This window comes from Butyrivibrio sp. VCD2006 (assembly GCF_000423925.1).
Lineage (GTDB): Bacteria > Bacillota > Clostridia > Lachnospirales > Lachnospiraceae > Butyrivibrio.
In genome coordinates this window covers 106,565-124,944 of record NZ_AUIX01000008.1, presented here as the reverse complement: position 1 = coordinate 124,944, position 18,380 = coordinate 106,565, and the positions used below count along the sequence as shown (strand labels likewise).

The following is an 18,380-nucleotide window of genomic DNA, read 5'->3' as shown; positions in this document are numbered from 1 at the left end:
GTTCGTCACCTTCCTTTCTAAAGATTATTTATGTTTGAAATATTTTCCGAGGTTTTCTATGGGTGCAGGTTTAGCATAATGATATCCCTGAATGTAATCAAAGCCTCTTTCTATGCTGTATTTCTTTTGGGATTCATCCTCAACACCTTCTATCAGTGTAACAAATCCGTTCTTCTTGAAGAATTCGATCATATACGAAATGATATCATCGACACGATCATCCTTTATGGATTTATATAAAAGTGATTTGTCAAATTTTATAGTCTGAACAGGTACATCTACAACTCTTTCAAGATTTGAATATCCTGTACCGAAGTCATCCATGTAAAGATGTATTCCTTCACGATTCAGCATGTTCATATTGTGCTTAACGGACTCATAATTTTCTGCCATCATGGACTCAGTAAGCTCAAGCCTGATCATTTTCTTGTCTATCCGATATTCATGAATGATATCGAGAATTTCTTTATAAAATGTCTTATCTGTAAAATCAGTAGTTGAGCAGTTTATTGTCACAGCATCGAAATCATATTCCATAGCAAGCTTTTCAACAGCCTTACATACTTTATGCATCATAATGACTGTCAGTGCATGGATACAGTTGTTTTTCTCCGCAATAGGAATAAACATGTCAGGAGGAATAAGTTTCCCATCAATTGAAAGCCTCATCAGAGCTTCAGCTGATCTGAATTCATCCTGATTAACACTGTAAATAGGCTGTGCATAGCAAACTATACGCTCATCATCAGCATCCATTTTTATTCTTATATCAATAAGGGTCTGTTCTATCTTGTAGATCTCATCAAATGCTCTGAAATCCGAGCCGTTTGCAAAGTAATATACATTTTCTCCATCAATCAGCTTTGTATCCCTTATATACATCATAAAAAGCTGTGTCCATTTATTTCCTACAGCAATAAACCTCCGGCTGTCACCGCTGACACCAAGGAAATAATGAATATGGTCCTCTGATCTTTCATGAAATCCGTCGAGAATATCTCTTATCTGTTCGGAATAATTTTGTGCATCGGACCTTTCCTTAGTTTCTATCAGAGCCATAAAGGTTCCGAAATTTATTCTGTAAAGATGTATTTTTCTTGAAATCCTTTCGATTTCCCTACACACCCTGGCCATTTCTATTGCAAGCACTTCATAATTAGGACTTAAACCGCTATCCGTAAGCTGCGGAAAGTCAATATAGGCAAGATAAAAGATCCTGTTAGTTCTGATATTTGTTAAAAAGCGACTTTCCAGTGAACCAATGCTTTGACATCCTGTTTCCTCATCATAAGGATTGGAATGAAATAGCAGATAAAATGCAACAAGGGGTATAACATAAGTCGATGCACTGAAAATAGACCTTTTATCAAGTATCTGCAAAAACAGAACCAGAACAACCAACGGAACAACAATAAATACCCCTCTTATTACAATTCTGGCAATACTGCGTCTTCGTATCATTACCACAATAAAGCAGACAATCGCGCAGAATATACCCATCAGACTGTAAAATCTTGTAAATTGGGTAATATCGATTCCATCAGTCCTCACATAATAGAGGCTTTTCATGACTATCTGAAAGACTGATCCCGAAAAATAGAAAAGAGCTACCACTATGTACAACATTATGATAACAGAACGTTTTTTTAGCCTTCGCTCACTAAGAAGGTTGATATAATTAAAAATCAAAACCTGAATAACTGCGTATATGCAGAGAAACATCGCCAAAAGCACTGTGAAAGATTCTCTGTTGTAATAGCTTGTTACATTACTGGCTACCTCAACAATTATTATCTGGAGAGTAGTTGCCACTATCGACGCCAAAAGCCCCATTACAAGAAATTTAAATGATTTTGACTTCTTAGGCTTAGTCAGGGACATGAAAATAAGGAGCAGCAGCGCTAAAAGAAGGCTGGCATACTCTCCGATAATGTCGTACCTGAGTCCTATATGCATTCCTATACGTGGCATAATCTAATCCCTCATAAGATATTGCTCTGGCCAAACAGTCATAGTTCCACATCTTCAAGTTTTATCGTAACATACAGATATAAGCACGATTTTAAAAAACTATAAAAAAATAATTAAGAGCTGACATTTCGTACACAAATGTCAGCTCTCTATATTATTAGTCTTCTATTCCGTTTTCTTTAACCTTTTCAGCTCTTGCAGCAACTTCCTTCTGCTGTATATCCTGAGGTGCCTGCTCATAACGGGTAAATGCATACTCGAAATCTCCGGAACCACCAGTCATTGAACGAAGTGTTGTGCAATATCCGTAAAGCTCCATCATAGGAATGTCTGCTTCGATAACCTGCTTTCCATCGCCTGTAGGATTCATTCCAAGGACGCGTCCTCTTCTCTTATTAAGATCGCCCATTACATCTCCTGTGTAAGCATCCGGTACAGTTACCTTAAGTGATGCTATAGGCTCAAGAAGTACGGGAGTTGCATCCATGAAGCCCTTCTTAAATGCGTTACTTGCTGCAACCTTGAAGGCCATTTCAGAAGAATCTACCGGATGGTAGGATCCATCGTAAAGTGTAGCCTTAACGCCGACAACAGGATAAGCTGCGAGAGGTCCTCTCTGAGAAGCCTCAGCAATACCCTTCTCAACTGCCGGGAAGTAGTTCTTGGGAACAGCTCCACCTACTACAACCTGATCAAAGATGTAAGGCTTAGTATCATCGCCTGAAGGCTCAAAGCGCATCTTTACATGTCCGTACTGACCATGTCCACCGGTCTGCTTCTTATACTTGTACTCAACATCAGAATTCTTACGGATAGTCTCTCTGAAGGCTACCTTCGGTTTGTCGAGCTCAACGGCAACCTTATACTCATTAAGAAGCTTACTTACAGCGATTTCAAGGTGCATGTCACCCATACCATAGATAAGTGACTGATGATTCTCTGCATCGTTAACAACCTTGAGTGTTGCATCTTCTGCGGAAAGCTTAGCAAGAGACTGTGCAATCTTATCGATATCAGCCTTATTCTGAGCCTTATATCTCATGTAGGTGTAAGGCTCTGAAATATCCATCTTTGCATACTGAACAGGGTTAGCCTTTGTTGAAAGGGTATCACCTGTAGAAATATCAAGCTTCTGGAGGGCACCCAAGTCACCTGCGTGGAGCTCGGGAACCTCGATTGTCTTATTGCCCTGCATTACATAGATCTTACCGATTTTAAGCTCTGTATCCTTATTGGAATCATACATCATATCATCGGTTTTAAGTACGCCGGAGCGAACCTTGATCATTGAGTATTTACCAATGAAGGGATCCATCATTGTCTTAAATACAAATGCTGTTTTAGGCTTTGAGAAATCAAAGTTAGCTTCGAAGATCTCATTGGTCTTCATGTTGATACCAGCCATTTTGCGGTTCTCAGGTGCAGGCATGTACTTAATGATATCATCCATAAGTGTATAAACACCCTGAGCGAGAATGCTTGATCCCATCTCTACAGGAACGATTGATCCGTCACAAACGTTATTTCTAAGCGCTGATCTGATCTCCTGCTCAGAGAAGGTATCTCCGCTGAAATATCTGTCCATGAATTCTTCACTGGTCTCAGCAACAGCTTCCATAAGAGTGTCGCGATACTGATTAAGATATTCTACGCTATAATCCGGAACTTCACATTCTACAGCGTCCTTGCCTTGCCAGCGGAAGCCCTTTTCCTGAATTACATTTACATAACCTACAAACTTCTCATTCTCACGAATAGGAAGGTTGAAGGGTGCAATCTTCTTTCCATATTTATCTGTCAGATCCTGAACAACCTGTCTGTAAGAAGCATCATCTATATCCATGTCGGAAACAAAGAACATACGAGGAAGATTGTACTTCTCGCAAAGATCCCATGCTCTCTCGGTTCCAACTTCAACACCGGCCTTACCTGAAACTACGATAATAGCAGCATCGGCAACACTCATTGCTTCCTGAACTTCACCAACAAAATCAAAGAATCCGGGAGCATCAAGAAGATTGATCTTATGGTCCTCCCACTCCATTGCAATGTTTGTTGTGCTGATTGAAAACTGACGCTTCTGTTCCTCTTTATCAAAGTCACTAACGGTATTTCCGTCAGACACCTTACCCATACGGGAGGTAATACCTGCAAGATAAGCCATTGCCTCAGCAAGTGAAGTCTTTCCTGCTCCTCCATGACCCAAGAGTACGACGTTGCGTATTTTGTCACTTGTGTAAACTTTCATCCTTTGTTCCTCCAAGTCTTAAATTATGTTGGGAAAATATAACGAGACATTCTTTAGATTTCCCCCAACCCCATAGAGATATTTTACTAAAATTGTACAAACAATACAAGTAATTCAGTTAAATTTGCACAATTGGATAATAATATGATAGATAATTGATGTTAATTGCCTAAACTCGTTGATTTTCGCACTTTAACGTGATATAGTAAACTCGGTTTTGCTAGATATAATGAACTTCTTAAGGAGATAAACCTGATGAATACAAACAATCTCAAATGTGGTTTCATCGGTCTCGGTCTTATCGGCGGTTCCATGGCCAGAGCACTAAAGTCCAAAGACCCTTCAATCCGCATCATTTCATATACACCTCATCCCGAAACATCTCTCAAGGCTAAGGAAGACGGAATAGTCGATGTAGCCTGCGATGCGATAGATGAGCGTTTTACAGATCTTGATTACATATTTTTATGTGCTCCTATTGAAAGAAACAACGATAATCTTAAATTAATCAAACCATTTCTTTCAAAGAAGACAACACTGACAGATATTGGTTCAGTAAAAACATCAATTCATGAACATGTTAAAGAATTAGGCCTTGAGGATCAGTTTATCGGCGGGCATCCCATGGCTGGTACTGAGAGAATCGGATACATAAATTCAAAAGCTTCGATACTTGAGAATGCTTTCTATATTCTTACTAAAACCGAAAAAACCACGGATGAAAGATTAAATAATTACAGAGAGCTTGTTGAGCTTATGGGTGCAACTCCTCTCATCATTTCATATGAACAGCACGATTTTATCACCGCTGCAGTAAGCCACGTGCCACATGTAATTAGCGGCTGCCTTGTTAATCTCGTCCATGACAGTGACTCTGCTGATGGTCTTATGAAAACAATTGCTGCCGGAGGTTTTAAGGATATTACGAGAATTTCTTCCTCCTCTCCTGTCATGCTTCAGCAGATTTGCCTTACAAATCATAAGAATATATCAGTACTTCTTGATAAATACATTGATTATCTTAAGGATATGAAAACTGTCATAGATGACACAAATGGTGAAGGTCTCATGGATTTCTTCTCTTCAGCAAGAGATTACAGAGATTCATTTAATGATCTTAGACGCGGACCGCTTCAGAAGACCTATGTTATTCGTGTTGACATTGCAGATGAGCCCGGTAACATTGCATCAGTTGCTACTCTTCTGTCTGTTAACGGAATTAACATCAAGAATATCGGCATCGTTCATAACCGCGAATTTGAACATGGAACACTCAGCATTGAATTCCATGATGATAAAGCAATGGAAAAAGCATTAACATTATTGGAGGCTCACGGCTATCCTTCAGTAGACTGATAACTTACTTGAACAATATAGGGGGACACAGAAATGATCAGTATTGAAAAAAGTTACAAACCTCTAACAGGGGACATCTTTGTGCCGGGAGATAAATCCATCTCCCATAGAAGTATTATGTTTGGTGCCATTTCAGAAGGCACTACCGAGATCACCGGTTTTTTAAAGAGCGGTGATTGTCTCTCAACCATTGAGTGCTTTAAGCAGCTCGGAGTACAGATAGAACATACCCAGAGGCCACTGAACGGAGTTCCTACAATAACCGTTCACGGTAAGGGTCTTCATGGACTTACTGCTCCGACTTCAACACTCTATACCGGAAACAGCGGCACTACCACAAGACTGCTTTCCGGAATTCTTGCTGCCCAACCCTTTGATTCAATGATCACAGGAGATTCTTCAATTGAAAAACGTCCCATGAACAGAATCATCAAGCCCCTTACACAGATGGGCGCTGATATTTCATCTGTTATGGGTAATGATTGCGCTCCTCTTATGATAAAAGGAGGCAAGCGGATCATGGGTATTACATATCACAGTCCGGTCGCTTCTGCTCAGGTTAAATCATGCATTGTTCTGGCAGGTCTTTATTCAGACAGCGATACTGTTGTTTATGAACCGGCACTCAGCCGCAATCATACAGAGCTTATGCTCAGGGCTTTCGGAGTTGATATTCACAATGAGGTAGATGTTCGAGGAAGTTCGGCAACTATCCTTCATCCAGGCATGCCGCTTCGCGGAACCAAAATAAACGTTCCCGGAGATATATCATCAGCTGCATATTTCATCGTTGCTGCTCTTCTTGTTCCGGGTTCAGATATAATTATTCACAATGTAGGAATAAACAAGACAAGAGCCGGCATACTCAGTATCCTTACTCAGATGGGAGCTGATATCACTCTTGAAAATGTAAATGAATCAATCGAGCCAAGAGCTGATCTTCACGTTAGATATTCCAAGCTTCATGGCAATGAAAACGGTCGCTTTGAGGTATGCGGAAAAATTATTCCTACCATGATAGACGAGCTCCCCATCTTTGCTGTGGCAGCCGCAACAGCTAACTGCACAACCATAATCAAGGATGCTGCAGAGCTTAAGGTCAAGGAATCCAACAGAATCGATGCTATCTGCAAGAATTTAAAAGCCATGGGCGCGGATATAGAACCTACTGATGACGGAATGATCATTCATGGAGGAAAAAGACTCTATGGTACGGATATCGAATGTGAAGCTGATCACAGAATTGCAATGAGCTTTGCGATTGCAGGACTTGTTGCTGATGGCTCCACAAGAATTCTTGATGAAAAATGCGTTGGAATCTCCTATCCATCATTCTTCAAGGATTTGACAAAGCTTATGAAATAATTTAAGGCCATGCGAATTCGCATGGCCCTCTTTTTTTATAGTTAATCTCTTCTGAAAATATCTCTTGAATAAACCTTATCCTGGACATCGTCAAGACATGTGTCATATCTGTTAGCAATAATCGCCTGGCTTCTCTTTTTAAACTCATCGAGGTCATTAACAATAACACTACCAAAGAAGGTTGTTCCACTCTCAAGGGACGGCTCGTAAATTATTACGGTAGCACCTTTAGCCTTGATACGCTTCATAACCCCCTGTATACTGCTCTGCCTGAAGTTATCGGAGTTGCTCTTCATAGTCAGTCTGTATACACCGATAATAACCTCGTGCTCTCTACTGCCACTATATGCTTCACTGTTACCATAAGCACCGGCAATATCAAGAACTCTGTCTGCTATGAAATCCTTACGTGTTCTGTTGGATTCAACAATAGCCTCTATAAGATTCTCAGGAACATCCTGATAGTTTGCTAAAAGCTGCTTGGTGTCCTTAGGCAGGCAATAACCGCCATAACCAAATGAAGGATTGTTATAGAAGTCACCTATTCTGGGATCAAGACAAACACCCTTAATTATGCTGTCTGTATCAAGTTCCTTCATCTCAGCATATGTATCAAGCTCGTTGAAATAAGAAACACGAAGAGCAAGATATGTATTGGCAAAAAGCTTAACTGCTTCCGCTTCGGTAAAGCCCATAAAGAGAACGTCTACATTTTCCTTAAGAGCTCCCTCTTTAAGAAGATCCGCAAAAACATGAGCAGCCTTAGTAAGCTCCTCATCATTTTCATCAGTTCCTACAATAATTCTGCTGGGATAGAGATTATCATAGAGAGCCTTAGACTCTCTAAGAAACTCAGGACTAAAGAGAATCTTATCAGATCCTGTCTTCTGTCTGATTTTTGTAGTATAACCAACAGGAATAGTACTCTTGATTACCATAAAGGCATCTGGATTAACCTTTTGTACAAGCTCAATTACAGCCTCTACAGCACTGGTATCGAAATAGTTCTTCTTGCTATCATAATTAGTAGGTGCTGCTATGATGACAAAATCAGCATCCTTATATGCAGACTCACCATCTACGGTTGCAGTAAGGTTCAATTCCTTTTCTGCAAAATATTTCTCGATATACTCGTCCTGAATAGGTGATACTCTCTTATTGAGCATATCAACCTTCTCAGGAATAACATCAACTACAGTTACCTTGTGTTTTTGTGACAGTAAAGTCGCGATTGAAAGTCCCACATAACCGGCACCTGCAACCGCGATTTGTAAATCATTAAAATCTCGCACTTTTATTCCCCTACATTTCTTCTAATGTTTCCTGAACGGTCTCATATACTGAGATCCTCTGTCTGTCATATTCAGGCATTCCTATGAAAATAGCTCCATACTCGTAGCTGTCTTCAAGGGCTGTTCCACGAACAATTTTTATAAATACATGTAGAACTTCCTTAGTCCAGATAGTGAGATTGCACTCATAGTTATCTCCCATTGTAAGCTGAAGATCCGACTGAAATCCCATACCGGCACGTGATGCATTGATGACTGAAATAGCAACAGCTTCAGGCTCTTGTGTACTTCCGATGGGGCTCATGATGAGCTCACCATCAAGATCTAGTCTTTTGTATTTTCTTCTTTCTTCCATAATGTCCCCCTGCTCAAGATATAACTATATAATAGCCTAAATCTCATCATCAGTAAAGAAACAAGCATCCCCAAAACTAAAGAATCTATATCTTTTACTAATCGCTTCTTCATAAGCATTTAATACATTTTCACGACCTGCAAGAGCAGATACAAGCATTACAAGTGTTGACTCCGGAAGATGGAAATTGGTAATAAGGCAATCAGTTACCTTAAACTTATATCCAGGATATATGAAAATTGAGGTATTATCAGCACTGGGCTCAATATGCCCATTATCAAGAGCAGCACTTTCAATCGTTCTGCAACTGGTAGTTCCTACACAGATAACGCGATGTCCCTCTTCCTTTGCCTTGTTTATCTTTGCGGCCGCATCGGCATTTACCTGATACCATTCTGTATGCATATGATGCTCTAAAACGTTATCAACCTTTACCGGTCTGAAAGTACCAAGTCCAACATGAAGAGTTACATATGCAAGCTCAATACCCTTTTCCTGAATCTTCTTTAATAGATCATTTGTAAAATGGAGTCCTGCAGTAGGCGCTGCAGCAGACCCCTCATATTTTGCATAAACTGTCTGGTACATATTTTTATCCTGAAGCTTATGTGTAATATAGGGAGGAAGCGGCATTTCACCAAGCTTATCAAGAACCTCCTCAAATATGCCTTCATAATAGAACTGAACAAGGCGATTGCCCTCTTCAACTATATCAAGGATCTTAGCTGTAAGGCTTCCGTCTCCAAAGGTAACCTCCGCACCGGGACGCAGCTTTTTACCTGGTTTTACAAGAGTCTCCCATACGTCATTTTCTCTTCTCTTTAAAAGAAGAATCTCAACAGCTGCTCCCGTGTCCTTTTTTGTTCCAAGAAGTCTCGCAGGAATTACCTTTGTATCATTAAGTACAAGGCAATCACCAGGTTTAAGATAGTCGATGATATCATGAAATATCTTGTGCTCTATCCTTCCTGTGTTTTTATTCATCACGAGGAGCTTCGCGTCATCTCTTGCCGGAAGCGGGTCCTGAGCAATAAGTTCCTCCGGAAGATCAAAATAATAATCACTTGTGCGAAGACCCAGATTTGGGTCTTGCGTGTTATTTTCAGTAGTACTCAAATTATTCTCCTAGAACCCCTCATCCGCCCTTCGGGCACCTTCCCCCAAAGGGGGAAGGCTTTTTTCTTTTCCCTTGAAGAGAAGGCTTTTCTTTTCCCTTGAAGAGAAGGCTTTTCTTTCCCTTGAAGAGAAGACTTTTCTTTCCCTTGAAGAGAAGGCTTTTCTTTCCCTTGAAGAGAAGGCTTTTCTTTCCCTTGAAGAGAAGGCTTTTCTCTCCCTTGAAGAGAAGGCTTTTTTCTTTTCCCTTGAAGAGAAGGCTTTTCTTTTTTGCCTTCCCCCTAGGGGGAAGGTGGCACGAAGTGCCGGATGAGGGGTAACAAAATTACATATTAGTTAAACTGGCCTTATTAAGGAATGTCTTATACAGGCGGAATGCTTCGTAAATATCAGCCTTGGAAGTAGCTTCATAAGGTGCATGCATGTTAAGAACAGCAACACCGGCATCAATTACGTTCATTCCATAAAGTGCAAGGATGTAAGCGATAGTTCCGCCTCCACCTACATCTACTTTTCCAAGCTCAGCCATCTGGAAGTTAACATCATCTTCTTCAAAAATGCTTCTAAGATGAGCAATAAACTCAGCGTTAGCATCATTTGAACCTGACTTTCCACGGCTTCCTGTAAACTTGCTAAATACAGGGCCATAGCCAAGAAGTGATGCATTCTTCTTCTCAAACTGACCTGCATACATAGGATCAAAGGCTGCATTAACATCGGACGAAAGCATGCATGAATTAGCAAGGCATCTTCTAAGTTTAAGCTCTGAATAATCTCCGCAGAGATTCATAAGCTCAGCTACTGCATTTTCAAAGAACTTACTCTGCATACCGGTTGCACCTACGCTACCGATCTCTTCCTTATCAACAAGGATGCAGCAGCCTGTTCTTGTAAGATTTTTAACACCAAGAAGAGCCTCCATTGAAGGATATGCACATACTCTGTCATCCTGGCCATAAGCAAGCACCATTGAACGATCAAAGCCTGCGTCTCTCGCTTTTCCTGCAGGTACGATCTCAAGCTCAGCTGAGAGGAAATCCTCCTCTTCAATTCCGTAAAGATCGTTGAGGATGCCAAGAACTCCGCGCTTAACTGCACCTGAAACCTGTCCGCTTACTTCCTTCTCTTCTTTCTCATAAGCTACCGCATACTGCTGGCCATCGGTAAGCTTTGTGTTCTTTTTCTCAGCCTTTTTCTTTTCATCACTCTCGATTACAAAAGGTCTGTTACCAACTACAAGATCAAGAGCCTCACCTTCAACTACTGCTGAAGCCTTTTTGCTCATAAGGTCGCCTGAAAGGTGAATAAGCAGATCACTGATAAAGAATACCGGATCATCCTCGTCCTCACCGACATTAAGCTGTACTGTTGTGCCATCCTTCTTAACAACTACGCCGTGAATTGAAAGCGGAATTGTAACATACAGATACTTCTTGATACCACCATAATAATGAGTATCAAGATATGCAATATTGGTATCCTCATAAAGAGGGTTCTGCTTTACATCCATTCTGGGTGAATCGATATGAGCACCAAGAATGTTCATACCATTTTCAAGGGGCTCAGAACCAATCTGGAACATTGCGATGGACTTATTCATCCATACGCTGTAGATCTTATCGCCCTTCTTAAGCTTAGTCTTTGTACCAATAAGTGTATTAAGCTCTCTATAGCCTGCCTCCTCAATCTCATTAACGATGCAGTCTATAGCCTCACGCTCTGTCTTGGCATTATCAAGGAAGTTCTTATAGCTGTCAGCAAATGACTCAACTTCCTTAAGCTGTTTAGCATTGTACTTTGTCCATACATTTACTCTTTTCATAGTATGTTTCCTTTCTTACTTTATTCCTAACGCTTTGGCAGGATCGGCTAATAAATACAATATTTGCTCGCATTGAAACAAAGACTTCTCGCAAAGTATTGTATAAATAAACCTCTCTGCTTAAGCTGTTTTTACAAACCACTAAATGAGTTTATTAAATGAATTCGTGCCTATATATGATAAATTAAATCAAGGGCACTTTCAACATGTCTATTTATTGATAAATCTAAATTCTTTCTGAACTATTGAGTGGGAAGTTTTTCGTGCTCTTCCAGAAGGGCAACTACTAGACTATTTTTTTCGATGTCTTTTTACTGTGGGAGGCCATAAAATAACCGGAGCAGCTGCGATGCAGCTACCCCGGTTTGGTAGGATGTAGTGAAATTTTAATTTGAGACTGTGTCGAGGTCCCACTTCTCGTAGATCTTGGGGACGTCACTGATAAGGCGCTTTGTGTATTCGGCCTGAGGGTTGATGATAACGTCCTCAGCTGTACCGGATTCAACGAATTTGCCGTGTTCCATGATGTAAACCTTATCTGAGATGTAGTAAGCAAGACCGATATCGTGTGTGATGAAGATAATGGTCATGTTGATCTCATCGCGAAGCTTTAAGAGCATGTCAAGGATTGTTGCTCTTGAGCAGGCATCGATCATGGATGTGGGCTCGTCGGCCATAAGGATCTTCGGCTTAAGAAGGAAGATACGTGCGATCATAAGTCTCTGCATCTGTCCACCGGAAAGCTCGAAGGGATATTTATTGGTAAGCTCAGCATACTTAAGGTTAACGAAGCTGCAGGCCTCTGTCTTCATCTGAATCTTCTGCTCTTCAGGAAGGTTCTTGAAACCTCTCATATTGAGGCAGTCATCAAGAACTGCATCGATCTTGTAGAAGATATTGTAGGATGAGAACGGATCCTGGAAGATAGGCTGGATATTCTTCCAATATTCCTTCTTCTTTGCGTTTGTACTGATATCACGGGGTTTTCCCTGATATTCAATAGTTCCTTCAGTAGTGCTGATAAGTCCAAGAAGCATCTTGGAAAGTGTAGTCTTACCACTTCCTGACTCACCAACGATTGAGATGATCTCACCTTCGTTGAAATCAAAGTCTACGTGGTCAACTGCGACAGTCTGCACTTTACCGACACCAAATACCTTGGTAAGTCCTCTGCCTGAGAGGCAAGGCTTGGGTGCAGGCTTATTAGCATCAGTCGAATTCTGTTTCTGGCTCTGGCTTGTTGCTGCTTCCATTTGCATATACCTCCCTTAATTTTCTAACTGACATCAGGCAGCGATAGCATCTGCCATTCTCAAATTCTTTTTCATCAGGTGCCATAGCGGTACATGTAGGTACTGCATAAGGACATCTGGGTGCGAATCTACAGCCCTTAGGCGGATTCTTAAGGTTCGGAGGTGTGCCGCGAAGAGCTGTAAGCTCATGGGCTTTCATTCCCTCCTCAGGAACGATGATGGATCCCATAAGTCCCTTAGCATAAGGGTGAACCGGATCAAAAACCATCTCCTTGGCAGTACCAAGTTCAACGAACTGGCCTGCGTACATAACTGCAATATCATCAGTAACGTTGTAAAGAAGAGGAAGCTCGTGTGTGATAAAGATCATGGACTTGATGTAGCCCTTTTCCATGAGCTGTCTCATCATACGAATAACCATCTTCTGAGATGTAACGTCAAGAGCTGATGAAGGCTCGTCGGCAATAAGAACCTTGGGTGAAAGGATAGTAGAAATAGCGATAACTGTACGCTGTTTCATACCACCTGAAAGCTCAACCGCATGCTTCTCAAGAACCTCTTCGGGAAGTCCAAGCTCAGCAAAACGCTCTCTTGCCATGTCGTAAATTTCTTTTTTGGTCATCTTGATTCCATGAGCATGAATAACATCCTCGATGAAACGAATGATCTTCTGTGTAGGGTTCAACGCATTCATAGCAGCCTGCGGGATGTAAGCAATCTCGTTACCGAGAATCTTGCGACGAACATCGTCGGGCTTCATATTTGAAATTGTCTGACCATCTACAATGATGTCTCCACTAATGTAATGAAGCGGAGCGAAATAATATCCCATAAGTGAAAGTGCTAGTGTTGATTTACCACAACCTGACTCTCCGGCGATTCCAAGTGACTTACCCTCTTCTACCTTAAGAGAAACACCGTCAACAGCATACACGTCCTCATGGAATCTGGTTACATATTTAGTTTTGAGGTCTTTAACCTCAAGCATTACCTTTCCCATACTTAACCTTTCCTTTCCATTAATCACGCAGCTGCGGGTTGAATACCTGATCTAATCCTGTGTTCATAAGGTTCAAAGAGAACGAAATAAGTGCGATCAGAATTACTACAGGGAAGTAAGCCCACCATGAGCCATTCAAATGTGCGGAATACTGCATAGCCCACTGCATCATAAGTCCCAATGTTGCTGTCTTTGTTGTAGCCGGTCCAAGACCTATCATGGAAAGCTGTGCCTCAGCAAGGATTCCTGATGAGATCTGAAGGATCATAGCCATTACAACATAAGAAGCGATGTAAGGAAGGATATCTGTGAAGATAATCCTGAACATACTGTGTCCTGAAAGCTTTGACAGGTTAACGTGGTCACGGTTTCTAAGAGATATAACCTGTGAACGAACTGAACGAGTTGTCCAGGGCCATGAAGTAATTCCAATGATGATACCTACCATCGCGATACCTCTTGCCTTATCTCCTACTGAGTAAGAAATGAGGATCAGGATTACGAATGAAGGAATTACTGTAAACAGGTTTGTGATGAAAATGATGATATTATCAACAAGTCCGCCAACATATCCTGCAAGAAGTCCAAGCATAAGTCCTATTGCTGTTGCGATAAGTCCTGCAAGAAGTCCGATCTTAAGCGAAGACTTTGCTGCTGCTACAAGCTCTGTCAAAACGTCACGTCCGAAGTTATCTGTTCCAAGGAGGAAGGTCTTTTTTGATACATCCTTGATATTTACATAGTCTGTATCCTTGATGACCTTGCTCTGAGCAAGTGCACCTTCTTCATCCTTCTCAGCTATGATGACACCTGATTCCTTCATAGCTGCTGCAATCTGACCGTCAAGCCTCTTTAATGCTTTTCTCTTGGCTGTTGTTAGTCCCTTATACTTGGTATTGGGATCATAATTTGTTTTCCAAAGAGAAACAAGGGATTCTGCATCAGTTACATCAATCTCAGATTCGGCAACGCCAGCCTGCTTTATCAAAAAGTCCTGGATTTTAGCTCTTGTTTCAACATCAAGCACCATCTCAAGCTTTGAAAACTGCTTGGGAATCTGAAGTGTGTATGATTTTTCCAAAGTGGCCTCTTCCACTGAAATGTAGGTACCGGGTTTAAAGAAGTTACCCTGACCGATCATCTGAAGAGGATCTGCTGTAACAAAGATCGGATAGATAAGACATGTCAAAAGAATGAACATGAATATCACAAAACCAAAGAGGAATTTGCCGGAATGGAAAATCTGTTTAATTGTATTTTTCATCTCTCATTCCCCTTTCTTAATCCAACTGGTTAGCCTTAACACGAGGATCGATAACACCATAAAGGAGCTCAACCGCAAGGTTAGCTATAAGAACCATGATAGTGATGATTAGTGTACAAGCTGAAAGCAACGGATAATCCTGTCCATTGACAGCTGTAAGAAGAGTCATGCCAAGTCCGGGATAAGAGAAAATCATCTCTGCAACAAGTGCTCCACCCATCATAGTACCAAGTGAAAGAGCAAGTCCTGTAATCTGAGGAAGCATAGCGTTACGGAAAACGTAACCTACGATCTTTCTGTCCTTGATTCCAAGGAATCTTGAATACTTAACGTAGTCGGCATTCAACTCGTATATAGACATTGATCGCATACCAATTGCCTGACCACCGATAGTGATAAGAACGATTGACCAGAACGGAAGCTGGTAATGCGCGATGATCGATTTCATAAATGTCCAGCTCATATTCGGAATAAGATCATATCCATAACCACCTGATGAAGGTGCTATTTTAAGTCTGATAGCAAACAGATACAGAAGAACTGTAGCCATTCCGAATGCAGGAATATTACCAATAAAGAGGAAAACAGGAAGGATTACCTTATCAAATGCACCTTTGATATAAGCGGCAATCGCTCCAAGTAAGTTACCCAGAATCCATCCTACGATAATAGCGGGGAGCTGCAGAGCAACTGTCCACCATACTGCATTAGCAATGATGTCGGATACAGGTCTGGGATACTGGCTAAAGGAAACACCAAAGTCACCCTTAAGTGCGTTTCCAAGCCACATAAAGAACTGTTTGTACATCGGCTCATTGATACCGAATTTTTGTGCATAATCATTTAAGACTTTCTGGATAGCCGTTGAATCCGTCATACCACTTACTGCCTTAGATGCTATAGCGGAAACAGGATTTCCGGGCATCAGGCGCGGCAGAATAAAGTTGAGGATTACGGCAAAGATCAGTGTCAGAAAATACCAGAAAATTTTCTGACCATAATATTTTTTATAGCCTTTCAATTGAGAAACCTCCCTTCTGCTTACTTACGCCGATAAAATTAGTTTTTACCGTTACACTTTTACTCTTTTTTGCTACTTTTTCTCCAAAAATACCCTCATTTTTGGTAAAAAAAGGACTGCCGCGTGTGCAGCTCGCCTAATTAAGGCGATTATGCCCTAACGGCAGCCCCCATTTTTATAAGTTAGATATTTAATTCAAGTAATTACTCAACAAGCTCAAGCTCGTAAAGAGCTGCAATACCATAACCGTCTGTGCAGTCTGTCGGAGGAATGTTTCTTCCGTCATCAGCTGCAGGATAGTTTGTCCATACAGACTCGTTTACTGCGTAGAACAGTGTAGGACGATACATAAGAGCAACTGCAGGGCACTCATCAAGAAGGATTCTTGAAAGCTCTGTGTAGTACTCTTTAAGCTTAGCTTCGTCTGTTTCTGAAGGTATAGCCTCAAGAATAGCCTCAGCGTCGTCATTCATGTAATGACCAAAGTTACCACTCCAGTTAGATGCAAGCTTTGCATACTCTTCTGAGAAGTAGAACATTCCCTTTGAATAAGGGTTCATAACGCCTGCGCCGGGTGTTGACCACATGCAGATATCGAAGTTACATGTTGTCATATCGTCATAGAATGAAGAAGCCTCAGGGAAGTATGTCTGGATATCAATACCAATCTTCTCGCCGGCTGCTGCAACGATTTCCATTGAAGCGTTCCAGTCTGACCAACCTGTAGGACACTCAGCCTTGAAGGAAAGGTTCTTGCCGTTGTACTCACGGATTCCATCGCCATCACTATCAACGATACCAGCATCATCGAGGAGTGCATTAGCACCATCAACGTCTGCGTTCTTCCACTGAAGATCTGCGATAGCATCAAAATCAACGTACTTTCTCTCACCGTCTGTAGGTCCAACTACTGATCTCGGATACTCGTCAAATGTAGGTGACTGGCCTGACATAGCGGATGCAATGATCTGCTCATAGTCAACTGCCATAGCTATAGCACGACGAACTTCCTTCTGATCAAGTCCTTCTCTCTCTACGTTGAAGAACATTGAAGGCATAACTTCGCATGCACCGTAAGGAGCATCATCAAGCCATGTGGAGATCGGGAGATCATCCTCAAGCCAGAGGTTCTGAACGTCTGTGATGAACTGCTGACATACGTCAACTTCGCCCTGTGAAAGAGCAACCTGTCCAGCTGCGTTGTCCTTATAGATTGTGTGAGCGATGTACTTCGGAACAGGGAGCTTACCCCACATGGATGAAGCCTGTCCCCAATAGTTATCATCTCTCTGAAGAACTGCCTTCTGGTCGTTAGAGATATAAGGTGCATAAGGACCTGTATGTACAAGATCTTCCATAGTATCCTGCTTAACCTTATCAGCATCTTCGCCGTTTCTCTCTTCTACAGTCTGCAGATAAGCTTTCTGCATCATGTACATTGTGTTCAGCATAGATGTAACCTTAAGAGGGTTAACAGCTACGCCGTTCTCAACCTTAGCCTTGATAAGTACTGTAGCATCATCAACAGCTTCTACTGAATCAATATAAGTTGAGAAATCAGCACCCTGTGAAGACTGATACTTAACATGTGTATCATATGTATAAGCTACGTCCTCGGCAGTGAATTGTGATCCATCGCTCCACTTAGCATCAGTGTTAAGTGTTACAGTAAGCTCAGTCTGGTCATCATTCCAGCTGTACTCAGAACCAAGCAGCGGATAAAGATTGCCATCAAGAGCATTGAACATGAACAATGTCTCATAAACAAGCTCACGAGCTGACTCATTTGCTGAAAGAGCAAGACCGTTGTTTGAGTTAGCTGACATCGGGTTCCAGTCGTTGATTGTTCCCCACTGCTGACCGGCTTCATACAGAGTCTCATTTCTGGGTGTTGACTCACCGTCTGAAGAAGCTGTCTCAGTTGTCTCTTCCTCAGCTGCTTCTTCAGTTTCCTCAGCTTCCTCTTCTTCTGCAGTCTCTTCCTCAGCTGTCTCTTCAGCTGTTTCCTCAGCTGCAGGTGCTTCGGTAGAAGTCTCTTCTGTTGCTGCAGGTGCCTCAGTTGTTGTGCCACCTGTGCTTCCACCGCCACAACCTGCCATCATAGACAGTGATAAAGCGGATACGCACAGAAGTGACATAACCTTCTGTAAGTTCTTTTTCATAAACTTACCTCCCTTTCTAGAATGTTTTTCTTAGGCATTATTGCCCATCAACTATCAAATATTGTACAGTTCTCAATTATTGCGATATATAAAAATTTCCACATCTATAAAAAAATATCCACTTTTGTGCGTTTTGTATATTATTGCTACTAATATAT

The 18,380-nt window shown here is 41.4% G+C and carries 14 protein-coding genes; 3 read left to right on the top strand and 11 right to left on the bottom strand.

The genetic code is table 11. The annotated features are described in order from the left end of the window. Positions 1-24: 24 nt before the first annotated feature. Together G586_RS0105405 and G586_RS0105400 are read right to left on the bottom strand one after the other, a co-directional pair. Positions 25-1,971, bottom strand: a complete 1,947-nt coding sequence (locus G586_RS0105405; RefSeq protein ID WP_026526912.1) for an EAL domain-containing protein — start codon at positions 1,969-1,971, stop codon at positions 25-27. A 157-nt stretch (positions 1,972-2,128) separates the two neighbouring features. Beyond that, positions 2,129-4,219: an elongation factor G gene (locus G586_RS0105400; RefSeq protein ID WP_026526911.1), complete on the bottom strand. Its 2,091-nt coding sequence runs from the start codon at positions 4,217-4,219 to the stop codon at positions 2,129-2,131. Between the two features lie 255 nt (positions 4,220-4,474). Between G586_RS0105400 and G586_RS0105395 the strand changes: the two genes are divergently transcribed. Together G586_RS0105395 and aroA are read left to right on the top strand one after the other, a co-directional pair. Then, positions 4,475-5,575, top strand: a complete 1,101-nt coding sequence (locus tag G586_RS0105395) for a prephenate dehydrogenase/arogenate dehydrogenase family protein (protein ID WP_035772565.1) — start codon at positions 4,475-4,477, stop codon at positions 5,573-5,575. 33 nt (positions 5,576-5,608) lie between these two features. Beyond that, positions 5,609-6,940 carry a 3-phosphoshikimate 1-carboxyvinyltransferase gene (gene aroA / locus G586_RS0105390; protein WP_026526909.1) on the top strand — a complete coding sequence of 444 codons (1,332 nt, stop codon included), beginning with the start codon at positions 5,609-5,611 and terminating at the stop codon, positions 6,938-6,940. 41 nt (positions 6,941-6,981) lie between these two features. Here the strand turns inward: aroA and G586_RS0105385 are convergent, their stop codons facing one another. The 3 genes from G586_RS0105385 to queA are packed head-to-tail and all read right to left on the bottom strand — an operon-like array spanning position 6,982 to position 9,703. Beyond that, on the bottom strand, positions 6,982-8,232 hold the full coding sequence (locus G586_RS0105385) for a nucleotide sugar dehydrogenase (RefSeq protein WP_026526908.1): 1,251 nt from the start codon (positions 8,230-8,232) through the stop codon (positions 6,982-6,984). Positions 8,233-8,242: 10 nt separating this feature from the next. Next, positions 8,243-8,587: a PilZ domain-containing protein gene (locus G586_RS21870; protein ID WP_035772563.1), complete on the bottom strand. Its 345-nt coding sequence runs from the start codon at positions 8,585-8,587 to the stop codon at positions 8,243-8,245. A gap of 36 nt (positions 8,588-8,623) precedes the next feature. Continuing rightward, complete coding sequence (gene queA, locus G586_RS0105375) at positions 8,624-9,703, bottom strand: tRNA preQ1(34) S-adenosylmethionine ribosyltransferase-isomerase QueA (protein ID WP_304412502.1); 1,080 nt, start codon at positions 9,701-9,703, stop codon at positions 8,624-8,626. Positions 9,704-9,776: 73 nt separating this feature from the next. Here queA and G586_RS0105370 point away from each other — a divergent pair, with 73 nt between their 5' ends. Then, positions 9,777-10,013 (top strand): hypothetical protein, encoded by a 237-nt coding sequence (locus G586_RS0105370; protein WP_026526906.1) that lies wholly within the window; start codon positions 9,777-9,779, stop codon positions 10,011-10,013. Between the two features lie 12 nt (positions 10,014-10,025). On the opposite strand, the gene G586_RS0105365 is transcribed toward G586_RS0105370, so the two are convergent. The 6 genes from G586_RS0105365 to G586_RS0105340 form a co-directional block, all read right to left on the bottom strand. Beyond that, complete coding sequence (locus G586_RS0105365; protein WP_026526905.1) at positions 10,026-11,522, bottom strand: aminopeptidase; 1,497 nt, start codon at positions 11,520-11,522, stop codon at positions 10,026-10,028. Between the two features lie 386 nt (positions 11,523-11,908). After that, complete coding sequence (locus G586_RS21865) at positions 11,909-12,775, bottom strand: ABC transporter ATP-binding protein (RefSeq protein WP_081674221.1); 867 nt, start codon at positions 12,773-12,775, stop codon at positions 11,909-11,911. After that, positions 12,732-13,775: an ABC transporter ATP-binding protein gene (locus G586_RS21860; RefSeq protein WP_051204575.1), complete on the bottom strand. Its 1,044-nt coding sequence runs from the start codon at positions 13,773-13,775 to the stop codon at positions 12,732-12,734. The genes G586_RS21865 and G586_RS21860 overlap by 44 nt, the downstream gene beginning before the upstream one ends. Positions 13,776-13,794: 19 nt before the next feature. Beyond that, on the bottom strand, positions 13,795-15,039 hold the full coding sequence (locus tag G586_RS0105350) for an ABC transporter permease (protein WP_026526904.1): 1,245 nt from the start codon (positions 15,037-15,039) through the stop codon (positions 13,795-13,797). Between the two features lie 16 nt (positions 15,040-15,055). Beyond that, complete coding sequence (locus G586_RS0105345) at positions 15,056-16,060, bottom strand: ABC transporter permease (RefSeq protein WP_026526903.1); 1,005 nt, start codon at positions 16,058-16,060, stop codon at positions 15,056-15,058. Positions 16,061-16,263: 203 nt separating this feature from the next. Next, the gene (locus G586_RS0105340; RefSeq protein WP_026526902.1) at positions 16,264-18,222 is read right to left on the bottom strand and encodes an ABC transporter substrate-binding protein; all 1,959 of its coding nucleotides are present in this window, start codon (positions 18,220-18,222) and stop codon (positions 16,264-16,266) included. Between the last annotated feature and the right edge of the window lie 158 nt (positions 18,223-18,380).

What these genes read in the sequence shown, in the direction of transcription:
- G586_RS0105350 (WP_026526904.1), bottom strand. Translation starts at nt 15,039, where the DNA reads ATGAAAAATACAATTAAACAGATTTTCCATTCCGGCAAATTCCTCTTT.
- G586_RS0105400 (WP_026526911.1), bottom strand. Translation starts at nt 4,219, where the DNA reads ATGAAAGTTTACACAAGTGACAAAATACGCAACGTCGTACTCTTGGGT.
- G586_RS21860 (WP_051204575.1), bottom strand. Translation starts at nt 13,775, where the DNA reads ATGGGAAAGGTAATGCTTGAGGTTAAAGACCTCAAAACTAAATATGTA.
- aroA (WP_026526909.1), top strand. Translation starts at nt 5,609, where the DNA reads ATGATCAGTATTGAAAAAAGTTACAAACCTCTAACAGGGGACATCTTT.
- G586_RS0105340 (WP_026526902.1), bottom strand. Translation starts at nt 18,222, where the DNA reads ATGAAAAAGAACTTACAGAAGGTTATGTCACTTCTGTGCGTATCCGCT.
- G586_RS21870 (WP_035772563.1), bottom strand. Translation starts at nt 8,587, where the DNA reads ATGGAAGAAAGAAGAAAATACAAAAGACTAGATCTTGATGGTGAGCTC.
- G586_RS0105365 (WP_026526905.1), bottom strand. Translation starts at nt 11,522, where the DNA reads ATGAAAAGAGTAAATGTATGGACAAAGTACAATGCTAAACAGCTTAAG.
- G586_RS0105395 (WP_035772565.1), top strand. Translation starts at nt 4,475, where the DNA reads ATGAATACAAACAATCTCAAATGTGGTTTCATCGGTCTCGGTCTTATC.
- G586_RS21865 (WP_081674221.1), bottom strand. Translation starts at nt 12,775, where the DNA reads ATGGAAGCAGCAACAAGCCAGAGCCAGAAACAGAATTCGACTGATGCT.
- G586_RS0105405 (WP_026526912.1), bottom strand. Translation starts at nt 1,971, where the DNA reads ATGCCACGTATAGGAATGCATATAGGACTCAGGTACGACATTATCGGA.